The organism is Synechococcus sp. A15-28, assembly GCF_014280175.1.
GTDB lineage: Bacteria > Cyanobacteriota > Cyanobacteriia > PCC-6307 > Cyanobiaceae > Parasynechococcus.
The window spans coordinates 1,883,945-1,904,896 of the sequence record NZ_CP047931.1 but is presented as its reverse complement, the minus strand read 5'-3'; the positions used below and the strand labels follow the sequence as shown (position 1 = coordinate 1,904,896).

Below are 20,952 nucleotides of genomic sequence, written 5' to 3'. Positions count from 1 at the left end.
CAAGTCCAGCAGCTCCTAGGGGATTTCCCCCACAAATTCCCCCACATACACGAAATGACTCTCATTCACGCCAGAACAAAGGCTTGTTTGATATCAAGTCCGTTGCATATTTTGACAGATATTGATATAATTGAGAAGAAATGTCGGATCGATTGCAATAAAGTTTCCGGCTAATTTATATTTACTTGTCCTAATTATGAATCTGAACAAGAAGTTGCTGACCTTGAAAGAGGTTAGTGTCCTGGTCTCCATGTCTCGCTCCACGATTTATCGAAGCATGGATGCGGGGGATTTCCCTCGCCCTCTCAAGATTGGTTCGCGGATGGTGCGTTGGGCTGTTGACGATATTGACGATTATTTGAAGCGTCTCTCTTGCGTAGCGTAAGGGAGAAGTCTCATGATCAAAACCAAGAAGCAGATCCAGGAGTTATCTCTCCTGGATCACAAGACTCGGCGGGCCTGCGGCAATGGGTTGCTTGCCGTACGTGACCCTCGCTCAAGCAAAGGGAGTATTTACTTTGTTGGCAGGATGCAGCGGAGGCTTCCAGGCCAATCGAAGCCTGTCTCGAAAGAGTGCCAGATTGGCGTTTTTGGAGAAAAACCAGGTCAATTCACCCTTGTATCTGCCCATCAGAAGTGGAGCGAGATCAAGCAATGGTCTCTTGAGAATGACCGAGATCCTGGCGACTTTTGGAAGATCCAAAAGCAGTCAATTCAAGAGGAAAAAGTACTCTCTTTTGTTGTCGATAAGTTTTTAGAGCTTAAAGAGCGCACCATTAAGCCTGCAACTGTCAGGGAATATCGTCTGAAGCTCGAACAAGTGGTGACCATCATCTCCCCGTCAACACCCATTCGTTCACTTGAATGGAGCAATGGTGGGAGGAAGATCGTCATGGATGCAATTGATGTTATTGGAGTGAATGGTAAGGGGGATTTGGCTCGTCGATGTCAAAACCTTTTAAAGCAGTGTTTCAATCTCGCTGAAGGCAGGGATTGGATGCGTCGTGGCGAGAATCCAGCCGTTCGTTTAGTCGGTGATGACTCACCAACTAGTAGCTCGAAGCATCATCCCTGTGTGGAGTGGGATCAAGTCCCCAAATTGCTTGAGGACATCTCTTTAAATCGTCCCAACGTCCACGCCACCACGGTTGCGGCAACAAAGTTGATGCTTTTGACGTTTTTGCGTGCAGGCAGCTTGACTCGTCTGCAGTGGGACTGGGTGACCCCAGATGTCATCGCAATTCCAGGCGACACACCTGGGTTGAAGCGCAGAAAGGGGAAAAGCGATGACATTCAGCATGTGGTGCCGTTGACGGCTTCTATCCGGTCTCTGTTGGATCAGATGGAGCAGTTGCATGGCAAAGGCACTTTTGTATTCCCCCAAATTCAGGTGGGTCAACGTCCCCATCTCGATCCTGGTGCTCCAAATAGTTATCTCATTGCTCTTGGCTACCGGGGAATACAGCGAGCTCATGGCTGGAGAAGAGTTGCCCGCACCTATGGAGTCGATGTCCTCAAGGCACGAGAGGTGGTGATTGAGCGTCAGATGGGGCATCTGCCTAAAGGTGCTTGTGGCAAGGCCTATGACGGTGCTGAATATCTCGATGAACGTTGGGAGTTTCTAGAGCAGTGGGGAGAACTGCTCCAGCAGTATGGGTTGTGCATCTGATGAGAAGTGCAGACGACAACCTCGTTCCATCCGACAAGGACCTGGAGCACCTGCTTCGTAAAGCACAGAAGTCTGCTGCTAAGAAAAAGGCATATAAAAAAACGACCAAGCAGTACTACAGCTCAGTCGCCAACGGGATCGTGAGGGAGGTATTCGAGGACTCCTCCATTGACGACCACTACCTGCTGCTCAAATGCCTGATGCTGCGTTGTGCCCAAGAGTTCAGCGATCTGCACAGGGAGGTAGGTCTTGAGCGCATGAACAAGCGGCAGTTTGATGCTGCCGCTCACTGGATCAGTGATCAAGGAAAGATCGCTGCTGCGGCTGAACTCCTTGCAGGCGTTGAGATGGGAGAAGACGACTGGATGGTGCCTTGAGCATTATCCTTCGCCTCACTGACCTGGATAAGGGGTGCTTCTTTTAACGCTGAATAGATGGATTGCTATGGAGTCATTGCCCAGGACTAACAAGTAGGAAGAAGGCCAATGGGTAAGCATGAAGGTTTGAATGTTGCTCTTTTAGTGAAAAAGTGCTATAATCAACTCATCGAAATAAAGGATTCATCCTTCCGCTTGATACAAACTAAATACCTTTTGCCCTCTAAGCCTTCGCTCCTCGGGCGCTCTTGTCTGCAATTGATTTCTAGCAAGTTTCTTTCGAGATTGAATCGGTAAATTTCGATACCAAGCGTATTTCTAATTATTTATTATGTCTAAAACGAATTCCAGGACCTATTGCCTTTGTCTTTATTGTGATTATGACAACAAGACCGAAGATTTAATTGCCGTTTTTGCTGACGAAGAGAAGCGTCAAAAGATCTTTCTGGATGAAAGGGATGATATTGACGATATTATGAAAAGTCTTGGTGATGGTGCTGAATGGCAGGGGAGTAATGGCGGCGTTACAACTACGTGGAATGTAAAAGAGGAAAGTATGATTCCTCTAATGCAAAAAATTCAGGATTACAACAGTATAGAAGATCAGCTGCATATCATTCATATCCAACTCTACTGATTGTTGTTCGTGACTTCGGTATTATTTTGATCAAAGCATCGACATTTTTCTGTAGGCATCTCTGACTAGGTTCTTATGGAGTTGTGATCGGTTAAAACCAAAGTGCTCCATTAACTCATATTCCATTCCTATCACCTTCTTTGCTTCTTGTCTTTGGTAGGAGATAGTAAAAGTATCTTGCTTAGTTGGTGTCTTAATGCTCATGATTTGGTAAATAGATTTGCTATGGATGATAACAAGGGCAGTAGTGCCTCTCTTTGGAATACGTCTTAGATGCACAAGGTATCTACATTTTAAATGACATTCTTTTTGTATTTATGTCTTTTGGCCTTTAAGGGGACTCTTTATGGCGACCCTTAAGGGCCTCTAAGTTCTTTAAGAGTCCAAAAATCACATGCCCACTCTATCTATAAGAGTTTGGGTGTTAAATACAGCTGAATGTTAGCAATCAGTAACAATAGGAGTAATCTTATGGGATACAAGTTCAGAACAGATTTGCATATTGAGTATCCATTCTTTTTGGAGATGTCTCACAGATTGAATGGGATTAAACGAAGAGACAACTTCAATGGGAAAGAAACATACAGGTGTGTGTGCCCAAGGTGCGGGAAGCACAAAGCGGTTATGGGATATGCCCGTAAAGGCGATACCTTTATCCTTGCTTGTCCCGTTGATGGTTGTGACCTTGGTGGCATAACGCTCCATGACCTCATCAAGAGGTATGGGGGAGAGGTCATGTTGGCAAGGTGGAGAAAAGCAAGGTGGAAGACCACCTACACAGAGGATTGGTTGCCTATAAAAAATCGCAAGGAGGAGTGATTTGGCTCTTTCTGGTCCTGTTATTACCTTGATCAGGCATCTTTTGTTGATGCTTTGTGTAATGGATCTGGAGTGGAGTTGTGTTCCTGAAGGGCTCTTTAATTTCGGATTTGCTCTGGTCGACTTTTTGATCTTGCTCCACAAGTTCAACGACATCGGCAGCCATTTGAATCGCCTGAACAAGAGCTTCAACGCGGCGGTGGGTTCAGCGCAGAGCCGTTTGTTGCCACAGGGGCGCTGTTTTGCTGAGCTGGCTGGCCAGAACGGTGAGATTGATCTGAGTGATCAGATCGATGAGGTGGTGCGTGAGATTCAGGCGGGGGAGTGATGCCCTAATGGGCAAGGTTTATTGGGCTTGCACCGACCCCCTCAACCGCTGCGCCACCACCACATTGGCCATGGCTTGCACAGTGGGATTCATCCCTTGAATGCGCACTGCTCCATCGAAGATCGCCTGCCCGCGCGGGTCTTCTGCAGCGAGCCGACCAAGCAGCTCATCGAGGAAGCTGCTGGCTGCTGATTTCACACCTGAGAAATCAAGGATCAGCGGTTCGCCCTCCATGGCAGGCAGCAACCCCTGGATTTTCCGGCGCAGCAGCTTGGCGGGGGCGCGCCCACCGGTGTGGAGACATTCAGCGGCGACATCGAGTCCGCTGTCGCTGGCGGATTCCGTGAGGAGATTGAGGAAGAGGCATTCCACCCCTGAATTGGAGGCGATCCAGGTGCTGGCGAGATCAACGGGTTTGCTGGTGTCGAGCGAGAACATCACTCCTGTCCCGAGGACAGACGGCATGGCCTGGAAACCGGGGCGGCGCTTGCCTTTGTTGAGTTCGTAGACGACATCACCGGTCCAGATCTGATAGGTGCCGCCGTTGAGGCGCACGATCTCGAAGGAGCCGGCCATGCCATTGCCCTGACCGATAGCGGGATCACGAGTCGCGCCGCGCTCGATCGCTTTGTCAATTGCCTGGCCGTAGCTACGTACCTCTGGGAACGCGGGTTGTAAGGATCCCAGCAGCCCCCGACCCATGTCGCAGATGCCGATCTCGAAGCGTTGCTGCTTGGGGCGGTACTGAGCGCAGACCACGCCGGGTGTTTCTGATGCTGCGTGGGTAAGGATGTTGCCGAGGATTTCGTTGGCCAGCCATTCCAGGGCTGGGATGAACGCGGCGGCGTTGTCGATGGCGGCCAGGGCGATAGCGCAGATGGCATCAACGGCTTCGTATTGCTGTTCTTCCGTGGCAATTGGTGAGAGGGGCAGCATGCCAACCGTGGATGCCTTGGCAGGTTGAACGTTGGCTTTGGTGCTTGAAGGTGGAATATCGAGAAGCTGATGGAATCCCATCAGCTGAAGCGCCGCGAGTGTTTTGGCTTCTCCCCGCAGTTTGATGGTGGTGCCAGAGCTCCGAGTCATCAGGCCCCAGGCACCGAGGAAAGCCAAGACGTCGATCGACGGAACATCGGCAAAAGAGAGGAAAACCGTGTCGCCGTTGGGATGGAGTGAATCTGCGGATCGCAGAGCTGTAACTACTTGGTGAATGGCAGCTCTTGCTGGCAGAGAGACGACCGCCATATCAGTTCCCGAATAGGCGATCCCACGCCTCGAGTACTAACCGTTGAGTTCGATATTCACCAAACTCACGTATTTCATTTTTCTTGAGCACCCTGAAGGTCTCACTAGGGTAATCGGGCCCCATTACATCAGTGGGATCAAGGATGTAACGCAACTCATCCCTTGTTAGGCCGTAGATCTTGGCAGCAATGGCTTCAATCTCAGCCCGTGCAACAAGCCGCGGGTGCCCAAAGGGAATAAGAGTCAGTTGCAGATCAGAGGATATTTCTTCTCTAAGTTCGAACATATCTTTGCTATGGCAGCTAATGCCGGCTACACGCTTCGCCAACTCGAAACCTAAGCCTTTAGGTATGCCATAAAGAGAAGGTATTGCGAGTTGTCTAAGGATGAAGAAAGTCAGGTGGACTCCACCGACTTTTTGCCTGGCAATGTAATCACATGTAATCGAATTAAGAAGGCCGAGAAGAATGCAGCTTTCAACTGCCGTGTGTCTTGGCATCATCAGCGGGAGAGTATTTCCGTAAGCGGCTACAGGTAACGCACACGCGATTACAGTTCTTTCATCAAGGCCGCTGGTGATATCTCTCCAGCCTAAAAGCCACTTTCTCGTCCATCCTTGATCGTCCAGCCATGATTCCACGTGTTCCCGATCAACTAAGTAAGCTCCTCTGACCATGTAACCCGTTTCAGCTAAAAGATCTATAGATGGATTTGGAAGCTGCCTGACCGTCTGTGGCTTCGGGTTTTTAATTAGCGAGTAATCGCCAAAACGATGATCAAATTGATGAACCATTTTGGCTTCGTAAAGTCGAAGGTGATTGTCAGGTATGTCAAGGCTGTGATCGTCCTGCTTGAACAAGTCACTGTCATTGGCTAGATCAAACATTCTCCCGAGGTTAATATCCCAGTCGCTGATGCTTGAATCTAGGTTTGTATTGCTAAGAGCGATCTTTTTTGTTAGCTCAAAATCAAACTTTGATCTTAGGACTGGACATGTTCTTGAGGAGGGATTGAGTAGTGTTATGTCATCAGCTGTAATTCGAGAGAATCTGCGCTCGTCACGTAATTCGTCAATTGACTCGAGCCTGTATGCAAGAAGTGTGTCTTGTCTGGAGATATCTTTTGACCCAAATGTAAATAAGCAGAAGCGGTTGCCTTGTGCGCCAGCGGCGCCTGGGAAGAATCCTTTGTTGCGAAAGTCAAGGATTGATATGATTCTTCTGTCTTTAATAAGATCAAAGAAAAAGTCGGCGCACGGTAGATCTGTGGCGATACCTGTTGGCACGATTACGCCGCACATGCCTGCCCTGGATATCAAGGCTTGGCAGCATCGTTCGGCGAATAAGGCGTATAGGTTTATGTCGCCCTTGCTCGTTAGAGGGAAAAGGGCAGAGCGCGCGATCAAGCCTGATGCCTCTGCGCTTCGCCTTGCTACAAAAAACTCATTCGCGGCAGCCAGTGCAAGTCTCCCGCGATTCCCTGAAAGTGACTCTTCGAGAAGCTTCGCTCGCTCACTTTTGTTTTTTGCTTTGGCAATCTCGCCGTCTTTCTGAGCAAAAAATTCCTTTTCTTGGATTTTAATTCGCTCCCAAGGCGGATTGCCCAGGACGCAATCAAAGCCGCCTTGCTCCATCACCTCGCCAAAACGCAGGTGCCAATGGAAGAAGCGGAAGTTCTGGGCCGCCTCAACAACGGCCTCTTCCATCGCTTCATCAACGGGTTGACCAGCGAGGAGTTTGAGTAGGTGCTCTGTGGTGGGCACCGTGGGGCGCGAATCGCTTGTTTTCGCTAGGAAAAACGCTGCTGTGTAGAGATCAGCAGCCAACGTCTCTGGATCCTGGCCTCGATCAGAGAGCCATTGGGCGTAGGCAGCCTGCTTGGACGCCGTTTCTGCCAGGGTGGTTTCTGGCATGGCCTCGATCGCCTGCAAGTCCTGTTGCCCCTGGCTGCGGGGTTGCGTGCCGCTGAGAGCCAAGCTCCCTTGAATGCCCCGATTGGAGCCGCGCCGGCTGATGGTCTTGCGTGCTGCGGCGTTCTCTTTCTTCAGGCTCGTGCAGACCGGTTTGTTGTCACCGGTGAGTGGCTTGTAGGCCCCATCCGGGATGCCTTCCTCCAACACCTTCGGGTCGAAGACCCCCACCAGTGAATCCCCGCACTGGATGTGTGCATCCAGAAAGCTCAGCGGCTTGCCGGGATCAATCGCTTCGATCCACAGCGCCACTTTGCACAGCTCCACCGCCATTGGGTTTTTGTCCACCGCGTAGATGCAATGGGCCACCACATCGCGTAGGGCGTGCTGGCGGTCGTCTTCGCTGGGTTGGTCATCGCCTGCGCGCACCTGGGCGAGGGCCACTGCCAAGCGCCGAGCCGCCGCCAACAGGAAGTGGCCACTCCCGCAGGCCGGGTCGATCACCCTGATATTCAGCAGAGCCTGTTCCTGCTCCGCTTGGCCATGGGCCTTGCTGAGCCGGTCGTCGATCACCGGGATCAGAGCGCTCTTGATCAGCTCCTGCACCAAGGCATCGGGTGTGTAGTAGCTGCCGGTGGTTTTGCGATCACTGCCGGCACCACCGCCATAGCTGAGCTGCCATTGGCTGCCCTGCGGCTCCAGCTGGGGATGCAGTTCAAGCAGGCCCTCATACACACTGCCCAGCTCTTCAGTGTTGAGATCGCGGTAGCGCACCCGGGTGAAGCTGCCGTCGGCGTCGAACCAGCCGATCGCTTTGATCGCCCGCAGCAAGGGCCCATTCCAGAGCTCCGCGGCCTGCAGATCTGGGCATTGCTCCAGGCTGAACAATCCGCCCAGGCCCGGCAGACCGAGCGGTGAGTTGCCAATGCTCAGCTGCTGGAACACCAGCCGCTGCAGCTCCCAGAGATCGCCGTAGTCCCCTTCATAGGCACTGCGCTTGATCGCCAGCTCCCGCAGCCGGCTGACGCTGTAGCCCTCCTGGTAGATCCGCCGGCGTGCGTCAGTCTTGTCGACTTCGCGGGGGAAAAGCAGGTTGCGATCTTCTGTGGTGAACAGGAACAGGAACCGATAGACCAAGCGCAGCAGCTGCTCGTGGAACTGCTGGCGGCTGAGTTGTCCGCTTCGCAACGCCTCCCGCAGTTCGCCATTGCTTGGGTGATTGAGGAAGCCCCAGCCCAGTGATTCCAAGGCGCTCTGCACGCCGCCGCGCAAGGCCCCGAGCACCCGTTCACCGGAGGCTTCCGCCTGTTGTTTCCAGTCATCGAGAACACAGCTGCCCGTTTGGGGGTGCTGAAAACGACTGGAGTGGAGCAGCAACCAGAGCACGGCGAATTCGGCGTGCAGCCCGCCTTCGATCAAGAGCTCAAGATCGGCAGCCAGATACGCAGGTTTCACCAGCGAGGGGTTGTCGTGCAACAGCCGCAGCCGATCGCCGCTGAGCAGCACACCCCAATTCGCATCGTCGTCGGCGTTGAGGCATTCCTGCAGGCAGCTATGGGGCGATCGCTTCCGCCCCTCCTGGCCGAACTGGGCACTGCCACGATCGAGATCGTCTGGGTCGAGCCCTCGCAGGATTACGGGCACCGCGCCATCAAAGGCGCGGGCGTTGATCGGATAGTGCGATTCGCCCTGCTGCCAGCCGTTGCAGGGTTGGGTGCTCCTCCAGCCGAACACCTCCTTGAGCAAGCGGGTACCGAAGTGCTGCCCTGCAATGCTCTTCCCCGCCCGATCGCTCAGATCGGTGTACTCCTCCCACAGTTCTTTGGTGAGCACCCAGGCGGCATCGATCCGCTCCCGCAAGCCTTCGCCTTTGCCCAAGCCGTAGTCCTTCGGCTCCAACAGAAGCTCCTTCGGGCGGCTGAACTTGGACACCTCCTCAAGCAGGGATGCCGGAAGCAGGCTGCCTTTGAGTTCGAGTGCCTGAAAGCTGACGGTGGCGGTGGTGCGGGCCATGGCTCAAAGGGTTGGGGCAGGAAGCAGCAGGAACAGGCCGATCACATCCACGGCCGGGGCGGGTTCGCAGTTGAAGCGCATCCGCAGCGATTCACCGCGGCGCAAGGAGGCTTCGCGGACGCGGCGGTGGTCGTCTTCTGCTAATTGGGCCCGCCGTTCAGCCAGAGCCTTGAGTGCCGGTTGCAAGGCATCAAGACCAGCGACGGCATCCTTCAGCCACTGCTGGCGTTGGCCAGGGTCCACGTTGCCCGTGGGTGCCGCTTCGAGCAGTTCCAGTGCGGTGGCTCCCTCCAGCGGTTCAACGCTTTGCTCCTTGACCTCCACCGTGAGGCATTCCTCCACGAGCAGATCGGGGAGTGCGTCGTAGCCATTCCCGGTCCAACGGTCTTGATGCAGCTGATGCCGCAGCCGCAGCACCAGCAACTGGGTGCGGCGGCTCACGGCTTTGGTGCGAATCACCGAGGCCCGAGCCGCCAACTCGGGTTCCAGGCCGCTGAGGGCACGCTCGGCCACAAAGTCAGCAAGTTCCACCACCAGCGGATGGGAGCGGCTGAGCAGTTGGCCTCCAGCCTGAGCGGGTGAGCGGAAGCTCAGGCGCAACCTGCCCTCCAGGTCGTGATTGCGCAGGCGCTCCCGCAGGGCCGTGCGGTCGTCTTGCAGTCGGCTGAGATCCAGCTCCCAGGTTCCGGGGCTTGCACCGATGGGGCCGATTGGGAGGTTGAGCCGCCGGCTGGCATTCACCACCAATCGCTCGACGGCGTCTTCACTCCCCAACGACTCCTTCATCCGCTCCCACTCGCCGAGCGCCTCCTCTGGTTTGAGGCTCCGTTGGGCAAAGATCGCCTGGTTCTTCTTGGCGTTGTCTTTGGCACTCGTCCATTCAGCATCGATCGTCGCGTCAAGTGCCAATTGCGTCGTGGTGTCTCCCGCAAGCTCGAGATCAAAGCTCCCCTGAATGGTCTGGGCTGGTCCTTGCAGGATGTTGCTGAGGACGGCTTGGGTGATTGAGTTGGCATTGCCGGGGATCGGCACGCTCACCCCCAGCTCCTTGCGGATCGTTTTCTCCTTTTCAAGGATCACCGTGCGCACCCGATCGTCGACGGGATTGGAGCTGCCGCCGTGCAACATCAGCGCCCGAACAGCTGTTCGCGCCTGCCCGAAGCGGTCCACCCGGCCCTCCCGTTGTTCATGGCGGGTGGGGTTCCAGCAGAGGTCGTAATGCACCACCGCATCAAAGGTGTGCTGCAGGTCGATCCCCTCCGACAGGCAGTCGGTGGCCACCAATACCGGGACTTTCTCGTTGGCGACCTCAGCTTCCAGCTCCTGGATGCGCAAGACGCGTTCTTCTGGTGGCAGATCACCGGTGACCGCCGTCACCACGTGGCTGCGCTTTGGCAGTGCCTCTTTGAGCTGCTCGGCGAGGTAATACGCCGTCGGCCGGAAACGGCAGAAGATCACCGGGCGAAAGCCTTCCTTGAGCAAGGCATTCAGCTCCTTGATCAGCTGCTTGAGCTTGGGGTCGTGTGCCTTGCCGCGCAGGAGATCGGCTCGAGCGATCAGATCCTGGAGTTGCTCCTCGTCTTCGGCAATGGCCAGATCAGCACCGGGTGCTGCTTCTTCTCCACTGAATCCCTCGTCGGCTCCATCCAGCACCGCCAGGGCAGCCATGGCTTCCAGGTCGTCGGCAACTTGGTTGTCATCCCGGTCGCGATCACCTTTGGTGTCGCTTTGCAGGTTGAGCAACTTTGTTCGCAACGAGGCGGATGCCGCTGCCGGACTGCTGCTCACGCAGCGCAGTAGCGCCAGAGCTGCCCACCAGCTCATGCGCTGTCGCAGCTTGCTCTCACCGGCACTGCGTTGCACCAGATCCTTGGCGTAACCGAGCACGTCGTGAAACAGCTCAGCCCAATCGCCCGAGAGCTTGTACTCCGCCTCCCGTGTTTCCCGGTCCGGGAAGTCGGCGCCGTTGGTGCCCCATTCCTCCTTGAGATCTTGCCGGCGCCGCTGCACGAAGTAGTTGCCCAGGTCATCGCGCAGGTCCTTGCGCCGTTGACCTTCCGGCATCTCGCTCAAGCCGGAGAATTTCGGGTCCAGCAGCGCTAGAAGGTTGTCAAACGCTTCGGTATCGCCGCTGTGGGGTGTGGCCGTGAGCAGCACCAGATGTCGATCGGGCTGGGCCGACAACCCACGCAGCAGTTCAAAGCGCTGTTGGCGTCCGCCACCTTTGCGCGCCGCGCAGGTGTGCGCTTCATCAACGATCACGAACTCACCGCAACTGCGCAGGAAGCTCTCCCGGTTGCGATCGCTCTTGATCCAATCAAGGCTTACCACGGTGAACGGGATCACATCGAAGATCGACTTGCCCGCCGGCAGCCCTCGCTCCAGCTTCTGGGCGGTACCAGGACGAACCACCTCTGCGGCGAGGTTGAACTGGCCGGTCATGTCGACTCGCCATTTTTCGCAGAGGTGTGGTGGGCAGATCACGGTGATCTGGCGGATCTCGCCGCGATCCAACAGCTCCCGGGCGATCAGCAACGCCTCCACGGTTTTGCCAAGCCCCACCTCATCGGCGATCAGCACCCGGGTGACGGCTTGCTTCAGCGCCATCAACAACGGCACCAGCTGGTAGGGCCGTGGCTCCAGGGCCACATTGCCGAGGCTGCGGAACGGCCCTGCGCCAGCGCGGAGTTTGAGCAGCAGGGCATCCCGCAGCAGCAACGCCGAACTTTGTGAGCCACTTTGGGCTGGATCCGGCGGATCGAAGCTGGCCGGCTTCACCGCTGCGCCCTCCAGCGGCCAATACAAGGTGGCGATCGTCTGATCTCCACCTCCCAGGGGCCGAAGTTTGAGCACCTGCTCCTGCTTCTCAGTGCTGCTCTGTGGCAGGGCGATCCACTCACGCCCGCGCACCTTCACGATCGAACCGGGGCTCGGGATGTCGACCGGACTTGCGGTAAGAGTTGAAAGGGTCATAGGTGGCCTCCGAGCCGGTCTGTGCTGTCAAACATCAACCTTTCCCCTCACCAAACAACCAGCTGTATTCGCTTAAAACCTCAGGCCAACTAGTGGTGTCCTGGGTAAACACCACAACCGAGATCCCTGCATCGATCAGGCCCTGGCGCTTCTGCTGGTCCAGCCGTTGCTGCAGTGGTTTCTCGTGATGGGGTCCATCGATGAACACCACAACACAAGCCTCTTTGTAGGTGAAGTCTGGGGTGACGTAGTGACCCGGCACCTCCTGTTGAGCGTTGTCAGGAAGCGTGTGGCCATGCCGGTAAAGGGTGTCGAGCCAGAGCCTTTCCAGACCACTGCCGGCTAGCCCCTTGAGCCGCTCCAGCAAAGCGCTGCGGCTATCCACTCCGCCCTGGCCCACCAGTTCACAGCGCGCCAGATCGAGCAGAACTTGTTTGAGCTCGGTGAGCTGGCGATCAATCAGGTCGTGATCGCGTTGGTTGTGATAACCGAGCAGGCAGCGGTAGCAGCCCGCCTCACAGTCGGGATCTGAGTTGATCAATTGGGATTCGAGGGCGGGCACCTTGCCGTCCCAACTCCAGTGGCAAATCTCGAGGGCGGTTTTGGCCACGGCTTGCAAAGCGCTGGCGCTTTCCACCAGTCGGCTTAGAACGCCCGCACCACCTTCTGCTGATTCATAGAGCAGCAGCGCCGTTGCTGATTCTTCGTTGGGCATCAGCTCAGCTGCCACCTCACTGCCATCGAGCTGAAATGCCACTTCGATGCCCCGTTTGATCGCGCTCTTCACGCTCACCAGCTGTTGCGGCTCCCATTCCCCGAGGAAGCGAACCAACAATGCGTTTTTGCGGTCCTGCACGTAGGGCGTGATCTTCACGAAGCCCACTTCTGGGCCGTCGTCGTCGGCCGCATCGCCACGCATGTCTTTCTCGCCGCCCCACTGTCCGTTGATCGGGTGGATCGGGAAGCCCATGTCGTTTTTGTTCTCCCGCCGCCGCCAGCCGAGGTTCACCCGGCTGATCTGCGTAGCTGGTGCGTAGCTGAGCTCCAGTAACGGCTGCCCCTCGCAGCTCACCTGGGCCTTCGCCACTTTCACCACCCCGTTGTCCTTGGGGAATTCGTAGGTGGTGATCAGCTCATAGCCGAGGCGTTGCCGTTCTTCGTCGTCGGAGGTGATCCGATCAGCTCTCCTCGTGGTGACCTGCTCGATTTGATACAGCTTTGGGATCCGAACGGCTTTGCCCTCGGGATGCAGCTTCAGCGGTGTGCCGCAGTGGCAACACAGTTCTGATTCAGCGGCATTACCGAGATGGGCATGGCCGCAGGCCCCACACACCAAGGCGTCCTGCGTGGCGAGGGTGGCTGATCCGGCTGCAGCCGCGTTGTCCTGCAACCCCAGCAGTGCACCTTTCACCTTGTAGGTGTTCCCCTCGTGATAGATCAGTGAGTGGGGACCGAATTCACTGATGCCGACAAACCGCGGGCGAGTGATGTAAGTGCCGCCGCCCACTTGTTCTCGTGTGCCAGGGATGTACGCCATCAGCGGCAGACGCGGGAAGTTGTACCCCGGCATGAAGCCTTGGCTTGCCAGGTAGCGATAGGTGCTGAAGTCGTTGTTGCTGTTGCCGCTTCCTGGCTTATCCGCCAGCAGCAACTGTTGTTGCATTCGTGCTGCTTTGAGGCGGGTGTCGGCGGCCAGACGCTCCCGCTCGCTGATGGCGTGGTTCCCCAGATCTTTGAGTGCCTGGTTGATCTGACCATCCACTGCCTCAAGAAGCTCACGCCAGCGGCTGAGCGCGGCCTCGAAATCCAGCGCGGCGCCATGGGTGATCGCTTCTAGCCAGCTGCCTGTGAGCCATGGCGGTGGCGTGCTTCCGAGGCATTGCTTCTCGATCAGGTCGTCAACGATGGCCTGGCAATCAGCCTGGGCTGAGCGGTAGGCCTCATCCCTGGAGAGGGCCTCCATCAGCTCTGCTTGAACTGGCCGCCCTGGGGCACTGATGTTCACCAGCTCCTTCACCTTCCCGGGCAGGCGCTGCCGAGTGGCTGCCAGCCAAAGCGCCCGGAAGTGGGCCTTGAGCAACTCTTCATTGGCCAATTCCAGCGTTGGAGCACTTACAGCACCCGCCACCATCCGCACTGGATCCGCAAAAAAGTACTGGTCGTGGGGTGAGGTGGCACCGCAATAGCTCAACACCAGAGCTGGTTGCCCGCTACGGCCGGCGCGTCCGCTGCGCTGCGCATAGTTCGCCGGCGTGGGCGGCACATTGCGCATGTAAACAGTGTTGAGCGATGAAATATCAACGCCCAATTCCATCGTGGGTGAGCAGTACATCAGCCGCAGGGCAGCACTGCGGAAGTCATCTTCCCGTCGTTCGCGCTCACTCGCATCCACTTGGGCTGTGTGCTCCCGTGCGGACAGCGTCTGCAGGAATGGTCGGCCTTCTGTTGCGATCAGATGGGCGAGGTCGGCGTAGAGACTTCGGAAGTAGGGGTTGACCGGCCCACGTCGCCCACTGTTCTGCCGCACTTGTTCCAAACACGCGGCGTAGCGGTCCTGAGGTGGTGATTCCGGGTCCACCAGAGTCCAACGCAGAGCAGTGCTGTTGAGGCGCCAACCTTGCATCACCTCACGAGCCTTGCGGCCAAGCCGCACGTCCACGGTCTTCACAAGGCCCCATGCCGACAGCATCTCGAGGATGTGACCCATCACCTCTTGGTAGAGGTCGTCCTTCCATTTCAGGGTTCGGTAGAGGTCTTCTGCCGAGAGCCAGCGTTCGCGTGCCTTCAGCCAGCGACCGAATTCACCACGGAGCGATAAGCCTTCAACACCACGGTTTCTGAGCTCCTGGGGGACTGGGCTTGTCACCACACTGCGGGCCAGCTCTGGCTTCTCCTCGCGGCCGATGCTCCAGACCTCCTCAAGATCGGTTGCTGACTTCTTGCGCCGTTCGAATTCCTCTTGAATCAGTGCATCACAGTCGATCGCAAGTCGTTCCCTGAGCTCTTCCAGGAGGCGATGGCAGATCAGGAACCGTTCTTCACTGCTCGCTTGAGCCAGCAAAGGATGGCGCTGCCCCCAGTCCTCCTGGTCTTCTGCACAATTCACTAGCTCCGCATAATCCACTTCAAGCAACCGCAGTTGCTCGAGGTTGGGATTGGTGAGCCGCCAGCCTTTGCGCAGGTCCACCATCAGCCGGTACTCCAACACTCCCCGCAGAGCACGGCGATTGCTTTGCTCGATGTTGGGTTTGACGTTGGGAATGGCGATGAAGTCTTCCGCATCGAGCCGTAGGGCTTTTTCCACGGCCTGCGCCAGGGTTTCAAGGCTCAGTTCCTTCTCGGATTGCGCGCTCAATGCGGCAATGAGGCCTGCCCGTAGCTGCAGAACCCGCACAAAATCGTTGAAGTGGCCGGCCTGCAGTGATGCGTCCTGCCGGTTGTCACTGAAGGCCAGCAGTTTGCGGGCCTGATCAGGGATCTCCTTCGCTGGGAACGCCAGCAGTTGCCTCAGCACCGCCAGGCTCAAGGTGGTCGTGGCGGAGCTGCGGCCTTCTGAGTTGAGCCCACAAAGCTTGCGAAATTCGCTGCTGCGCACCCCGTGCTCCACACCACAGCTTGGGCAGAAGCGGAAACTCCCTTTCAGAAACCAGCCGGAAAGCCCATCACTGCTCGCACCTCCATCGGAGCGAAAACGACAAGGCACCGGGGCAAACTCCCGATACGTGCGCTTCAGGACAAGCTCGTCATTCTTGTCAGGCTCAAGCCAACCATCGGGAAAGTTGGCTTTCTCCAAGTCATCGATGGTGTATTCACCGTTGGCATCGGGCATGAAGTAGCCATTCACCACATCCCGTTCGCGAAGACTTGATTCGTCTTTGAAATCGCGTGGATCGATATTGACTGGAATCTTGTTATTGAGATGGGCCCACACCGGGTGAAAATCTTGCCCGCAGTTCCGGCAGAACACAACCGGGTAGAGCAGTGCCTGGCGCCCGGCATTGGGTTGGTACTTCTGCGCCTTCAGCGTGAGATAGCGTTTCTGAGGGGCTTGGAGAGATGCTTGCACTTCGCCGCCTGCGGAGACAAATTGATGCAGGCGAAAGGCAAAAAAGCGCCGATTCGGTCCAACTTCCACCTGATAGGCAGCCAGAAGGAAATCCCTCAACGTTGCCAGGATCTGTTCCTCATTTAGCCCTGTTTGCTCGGCCAATGTGCTGGTGGCCTGCTGAAGGGTGTGCGGCTTACAGCGCACCCATTTGCCATCAGGCAACCCGTCTTCTTTCTCGAGGCCGAGCTTCAACTCAACCCAGCGGGCGAGAGGGTGCTGGCGTAAATCTTCAGCTGTCCAGGTTTCGGTTACTTGAGTCGAATAATCAACTCTTAGGGCCTGGGTTAACTCTTCCTGGTTGGGAAGATCACCTTCAGTGCAGCGCTGCAGCGTCTCCGTGACGATGTGTTCGCTGGGGATTTCGGTGCCAAAAAGCTTGCTTGCAACATGCGCCACGGTGGCATTGCGTTCCTTGGCCGTGCCTTCTGAGGCCATGGTGGCCGAGGTGCCAATGCAGAGCAGATTGGCATTCAGTCGTTGTCTGACTCGGCGTACCAAGAGTGCGACGTCCGCACCCTGCCTCCCTCGATAGGTATGCAACTCGTCAAGCACCAGGAACTCCAGTCCCTTGGCGTCGCCGATGACTTTCTGATCGAGTGGATCCTGCCGGGTCAGGATGTACTCGAGCATCACATAGTTGGTGAGCAGGATGTCGGGGGGATCATTCTTGATCTTCTCCCGCTCTTCATCGCTTTCCTGACCTGTATATCGCGCAAAAGTGACTTTCGGTCCTTCCGGATAGCCAAGGCCGAGATATTTCTGTAATTCCTCTTGCTGGCTATTGCACAGTGCATTCATCGGATAAATCACAATCGCCCGAATGCGTTTCTGCTGATCCCCTCGCGCGCGCGCTTCCAGAACCCGATTCACGATCGGAATGATGTAACCCAGCGACTTACCGGAGCCCGTGCCCGACGTCACGACAAAGCTGCCGCCACGGCTGGCAATTTCAATGGCATCGCGCTGGTGGCGGTGTAACTGGAGTTCCTGACCAGTGCCGTTGTCCTTACCCCAGCGGAAGATCCGGCTGCATTCCGGATGAAGGAGCCCTGTGTCCACCAGCTTGCTGATGGCGCCGCCGCTCACAAAGCTTGGATTCAGCTGGATGAGTGGTGACGGCCAGTACTCGCCCTTGCCATAGGTCCCGTCCACAAACGACTGGAGATCGGGCGATTTGATCTGGGTGAAGCTGCGCGAGAACTGGCCGTAGTCCTCAATAACCCGGTCTCGGAAGGAAAAGACATCCATCAGCCCATCACCTCACACAACCGATTGATCTGCTCGGCCTCCGCCACCGTGTTGGCGATGCCGCTGGCCAGGCTGGGTGAGCCCACAACGATCGAAAGGCATTGGGCGCGGCTGATCGCCACGTTCAAGCGGTTCGGCTCCAGCAGAAAGCTCAGCCCCCTCGGTGCTTCATCGCCGCTGCTCGCCGTTAAGGAGTGAATGGCAACGGGTGCCTCCTGGCCTTGGAACTTGTCCACCGTGCCCACCCGGGCTTTGCCATTCAGCCGTTGCTGCAGCCGGTTCACCTGCACGTTGTAGGGCGCCGTCACCAGTATCTGGTCTGGCGTCAGCGTGCCTGCTGCGATGCCCCCGGCTTTGGCGTGTTGGTAGCGGCCCCCCAGCAGCGCATCCACCAACGTTTCGATGCGGTTGATTTCTTCTTCGCTGCAGACGCTGTTGCCGCTGTGCGCCACCGGATCAAACTCCAGGCCTTGATTTGGGTATAGCTGTCCGTCACTGCCTTGGCAGGGTGTGGCCCATGTGATGCGATTTCTGCAATTGGCGGAGCTGGCCTGCAGCCGGCCCTCATAAAACAGCGCACTCACCATTGCGGTGAGGCTTGGTTCCATCCGCCAGCTGGTGGAGAGAAACACGCCGCGATCGTCTGGCACCACCGAGGCGCCTTCCATCCAGTACTCCAAGCAGCTTTGGCCTGAATCGCCGGGGTGATCGGCCTGGGAGGGCTGGGCCAGTTGCTGCTGATCGCCCACCAGCAGGATCGAGCGGGCACAACGCGCCATCACCAGCAGATTGGCGAGCGACATCTGCCCCGCCTCATCCACCACCAGCCAATCGAACTGATCCGCCAGCTCCTCTTTGCAGAACATCCAGGTGGTGCCACCCACCACCGCCATGGCCTCCGTGAGTTGGCCGGGCTTCACCACGCTGATGCCTGCGGCGCTCAGCGCCTCTTCTTTGCTGTTGTTGCACTTCACCACTTCGCCGGCCACCCCTGCAGCGCTGCAGGTGCTCTTGGCTTTCTTGAGCAGGTTGTTGATGGCGGCGTGGCCGTTGGAGCTGATTGCCACCCGTTGGCCTGATGCCACCAGTTGGGCGATCACCTGGCCGGTGACGGTGGTTTTACCCGTGCCCGGTGGCCCCTGCAGCGCCAGGCTGATGCCGGAGTGCTCCTGCAGAAACCCCGCCAGGGCATCCGCAATGGCGTTGGGATCCCCGGCAATGGCTGCATTGAGCTCTTGCAGTGCCGGCAGGGGTTGCCGTTCCAGCAGTTGCAGGATCGCTGGGGGGATCGGCTGGTGCTCGTGCACCCACGCCATGGCCTGCTCCTCCAGCCGTTCGCGCAGGCTCTTGCTGATGTCGGCCGGCACCTTGATCACCGAGGTGGCGTCTTTGGGGATGCCCTCGCCCTCGCCGTTGGCGAGGCGTTGATCGCGCTTGCTCCAGGGCAGCTTCAAGCTCAGCGTTCCCCGTTCGGCATCGAGCGCATCCACATCCAGCTTCAGGCTGGTGGCGGGCAGTTCAACGGTGAGCCGGCCGTCGCCATCGCCGGCATGCAATTTCAGCGGTTGGCTGGGGTCAAAGCGGAAGTGGTGAATGTCGGCGCCGGTGCGAGCACTGGGGCGTTCGTCCATCCCCACCCATTGGGCGTCGGCAATCGCTTCGCCGTCGTCGATCAGCTCCGATGGGCTGAGTTCAGCCTTGGAGCGGCGATCGAAATAGGCCCACCAGCCCACCTTCGCTTCACGGTGATGGAAGGGCAGCAGCTGAGCCAGCAGCCTGTGGGCCCGCCAGCTCATCCCGCGCGGACCCAGTGCACGTTTATCCGCCAGGTGATCAGGGATTTCTTCGAGTAGCTGTTGGCTGAGCAGCTCGAGGGGTTGTGGTTCCCGTGGCTCCTGAGCAGCCTCATCCAGAGGTAGCTGCAGGGGCTGATCCGGCAGGCCTTGCTCACGCCTGAGCTTCAGCAGCCAGTCGTGCAGGAACACCGTGCTTTTGCAGTCTTCTTGGTTGTAGTCCTCAATCGCCTGCAGCTTCGGGCTGGCGTCCGGCGCTTCTCCGGGCATCTCCGGCTCACCGGAGAGCTGCCAGTGCAGGTAGGCCACTACTGAATCGCCGGCGTTTGTCACCCCCGCATGGCGGGCACCCATATAAAGGTGCTCCACCTTCTTGATCGAGTAGCTGGGTTCGCCCAGAACGATCGAGCTGGTCACGATTGGCAGCAGGTCCACAAGCAGTTCGTTGCGCAGCCAGGAATCGATCTCGGCTTCTCGGGTGGCGTGCTGTTGCGCCAAGCGCCGCATCGCTGTTTTCTCGTAGGCGGCGTAGTGATAGATCCGCAGGCCCGGGCACTGGCGGCGTCGTTCTTCCACCCAATCCACCCACCCCTCGAAGGCGCGTTTTTCCTCTGCTTCGCTATGGGCCCAGAACGCCTTGAACAACGGCTTTCCCTCTGGGGTATTCCGGTAGCAGGCGCCAAACAGGTATTCGAGCTTGCTGCCGCTCACCGGGTCATGAACCCCTTCCATGTCGAACCAGATGTCGCCGGCATCAGGCGCCGGCAGAGCTGCAAGGCCTTTGCCGGTTTCAATAGGCCTGAGGCGATAGGCCGGACGGCCATCAGCATCCACAGGCTGCAGTTGTAGTTCGGCCTGTTGGCGCAGCTCATGTAGGGCCTCTCCATTCAGGCCGGTGATAGCGGTGCCACCAGGAACAGCTGCGAGTTCCTCAATTGAGGTGATGCCAGCAGCGCGCAGCTTCTGGCGCTGGCTCTGGCGCATGCCCGCCACCAGCATCAGATCGCGCGCTTCTTCGAGCCGTTGATCGATGAACGTCGACCAGCCGCCGTGATCCCCCGGTGCATCCTCGGGAATCACCGCTGGATCGAAGCTCTCACGGAACTGGCGGTAGCGCTGCCTCAGCAGTTGGTACCAAGCCCAGAACTGATCGGTGCCAAAGGGCTGGAATTTGCCGCCGCCGAGATAGAGCTCGAACTGATCGGGCCGATGCCCCAGCAATGGAGTGAGCATTTCGCAGTAGGCCGAAGCCTGCACCAGGAAGGTAGTTTTCGGTTTGCTGGCGAGCTTGCACTCGATAGGGATGTAGCTCCACTCCCCCAGTAATGAGGGGCGATCAATGCGCCTGAGCAGGTCGGCACTGCCGCGCATCTCCTCATTACATAGCGAGGCCTGGTGGATGAACTCCACCCCCTCTGTCATCGCCTGGCGGGTGGCGGCGTAATCGGCTTCGGTTTGTTTGCCGGGCAGCCGGGCAATGCCGCGGCCTTCTTTTTCCAGCTTGGTGAGCAGTACCTGTTCGTGGCGCAGGCCATCAGCAAACAGCTGCTGATCCAGCTCACTCACCGCTGGCTTGCTGCCTTCAAACAGCTTCTGCGCCTGCAGCTCCTCCCACCAGGCTCCGATCACTGGGCTGATGCTGAACAGCGACAGCTGGCTTGGGGTGATCTGACGGTTGTTCAAGCCAAGAACTCACCAAGCCCAGATAATATGAGTATAAAAGCGCAGCGTCAAAGACTCATTTAGTAGTTCAAAGACTGCAAAAATAAAATCATTTCTTTGCGTACAGATCCTCTCGTCACAAGCGAACAAAAAACTTTCCCAATGAAAAAT

10 protein-coding genes are annotated in these 20,952 nt (G+C 57.2%); 5 read left to right on the top strand and 5 right to left on the bottom strand.

Annotated features, from left to right (window positions below):
• Positions 1-196: 196 nt before the first annotated feature.
• From SynA1528_RS13345 to SynA1528_RS10945, 5 genes are all read left to right on the top strand, one after another.
• Entirely contained in the window at positions 197-385 is a 189-nt protein-coding gene (locus tag SynA1528_RS13345) for a helix-turn-helix transcriptional regulator (protein WP_186586768.1), read from the top strand.
• 12 nt (positions 386-397) lie between these two features.
• Complete coding sequence (locus SynA1528_RS10960) at positions 398-1,669, top strand: tyrosine-type recombinase/integrase (protein WP_222930184.1); 1,272 nt, start codon at positions 398-400, stop codon at positions 1,667-1,669.
• Positions 1,669-2,046: a hypothetical protein gene (locus SynA1528_RS10955; RefSeq protein ID WP_186586766.1), complete on the top strand. Its 378-nt coding sequence runs from the start codon at positions 1,669-1,671 to the stop codon at positions 2,044-2,046. Before SynA1528_RS10960 ends, SynA1528_RS10955 begins: the two co-directional genes overlap by 1 nt.
• Positions 2,047-2,377: 331 nt before the next feature.
• Complete coding sequence (locus SynA1528_RS10950; protein ID WP_186586765.1) at positions 2,378-2,683, top strand: hypothetical protein; 306 nt, start codon at positions 2,378-2,380, stop codon at positions 2,681-2,683.
• A gap of 952 nt (positions 2,684-3,635) precedes the next feature.
• Positions 3,636-3,830, top strand: a complete 195-nt coding sequence (locus SynA1528_RS10945; RefSeq protein WP_286187819.1) for a hypothetical protein — start codon at positions 3,636-3,638, stop codon at positions 3,828-3,830.
• 18 nt (positions 3,831-3,848) lie between these two features.
• Here SynA1528_RS10945 and SynA1528_RS10940 read toward each other — a convergent pair whose 3' ends face one another.
• The 5 genes from SynA1528_RS10940 to SynA1528_RS10920 all read right to left on the bottom strand — a co-directional run bounded on the left by SynA1528_RS10940 (position 3,849) and on the right by SynA1528_RS10920 (position 20,802).
• Positions 3,849-4,916, bottom strand: coding sequence for an STAS-like domain-containing protein (locus tag SynA1528_RS10940; protein WP_186586764.1), 1,068 nt, complete (start codon positions 4,914-4,916; stop codon positions 3,849-3,851).
• A 160-nt stretch (positions 4,917-5,076) separates the two neighbouring features.
• Entirely contained in the window at positions 5,077-8,997 is a 3,921-nt protein-coding gene (locus SynA1528_RS10935; RefSeq protein ID WP_186586763.1) for an Eco57I restriction-modification methylase domain-containing protein, read from the bottom strand.
• A gap of 3 nt (positions 8,998-9,000) precedes the next feature.
• Complete coding sequence (locus SynA1528_RS10930; protein ID WP_186586762.1) at positions 9,001-11,970, bottom strand: DUF8741 domain-containing protein; 2,970 nt, start codon at positions 11,968-11,970, stop codon at positions 9,001-9,003.
• A 34-nt stretch (positions 11,971-12,004) separates the two neighbouring features.
• Positions 12,005-17,326: a DEAD/DEAH box helicase gene (locus SynA1528_RS10925; RefSeq protein ID WP_186586761.1), complete on the bottom strand. Its 5,322-nt coding sequence runs from the start codon at positions 17,324-17,326 to the stop codon at positions 12,005-12,007.
• On the bottom strand, positions 17,326-20,802 hold the full coding sequence (locus tag SynA1528_RS10920) for a TM0106 family RecB-like putative nuclease (RefSeq protein ID WP_186586760.1): 3,477 nt from the start codon (positions 20,800-20,802) through the stop codon (positions 17,326-17,328). The genes SynA1528_RS10925 and SynA1528_RS10920 overlap by 1 nt, the downstream gene beginning before the upstream one ends.
• Positions 20,803-20,952: the final 150 nt, after the last annotated feature.

Bases quoted from the DNA above. Each gene is read 5' to 3' on its own strand.
- SynA1528_RS10960 (WP_222930184.1), top strand. From the start codon at position 398: ATGATCAAAACCAAGAAGCAGATCCAGGAGTTATCTCTCCTGGATCAC.
- SynA1528_RS10955 (WP_186586766.1), top strand. From the start codon at position 1,669: ATGAGAAGTGCAGACGACAACCTCGTTCCATCCGACAAGGACCTGGAG.
- SynA1528_RS10950 (WP_186586765.1), top strand. From the start codon at position 2,378: ATGTCTAAAACGAATTCCAGGACCTATTGCCTTTGTCTTTATTGTGAT.
- SynA1528_RS10925 (WP_186586761.1), bottom strand. From the start codon at position 17,326: ATGGATGTCTTTTCCTTCCGAGACCGGGTTATTGAGGACTACGGCCAG.
- SynA1528_RS13345 (WP_186586768.1), top strand. From the start codon at position 197: ATGAATCTGAACAAGAAGTTGCTGACCTTGAAAGAGGTTAGTGTCCTG.
- SynA1528_RS10930 (WP_186586762.1), bottom strand. From the start codon at position 11,970: ATGACCCTTTCAACTCTTACCGCAAGTCCGGTCGACATCCCGAGCCCC.
- SynA1528_RS10935 (WP_186586763.1), bottom strand. From the start codon at position 8,997: ATGGCCCGCACCACCGCCACCGTCAGCTTTCAGGCACTCGAACTCAAA.
- SynA1528_RS10940 (WP_186586764.1), bottom strand. From the start codon at position 4,916: ATGACTCGGAGCTCTGGCACCACCATCAAACTGCGGGGAGAAGCCAAA.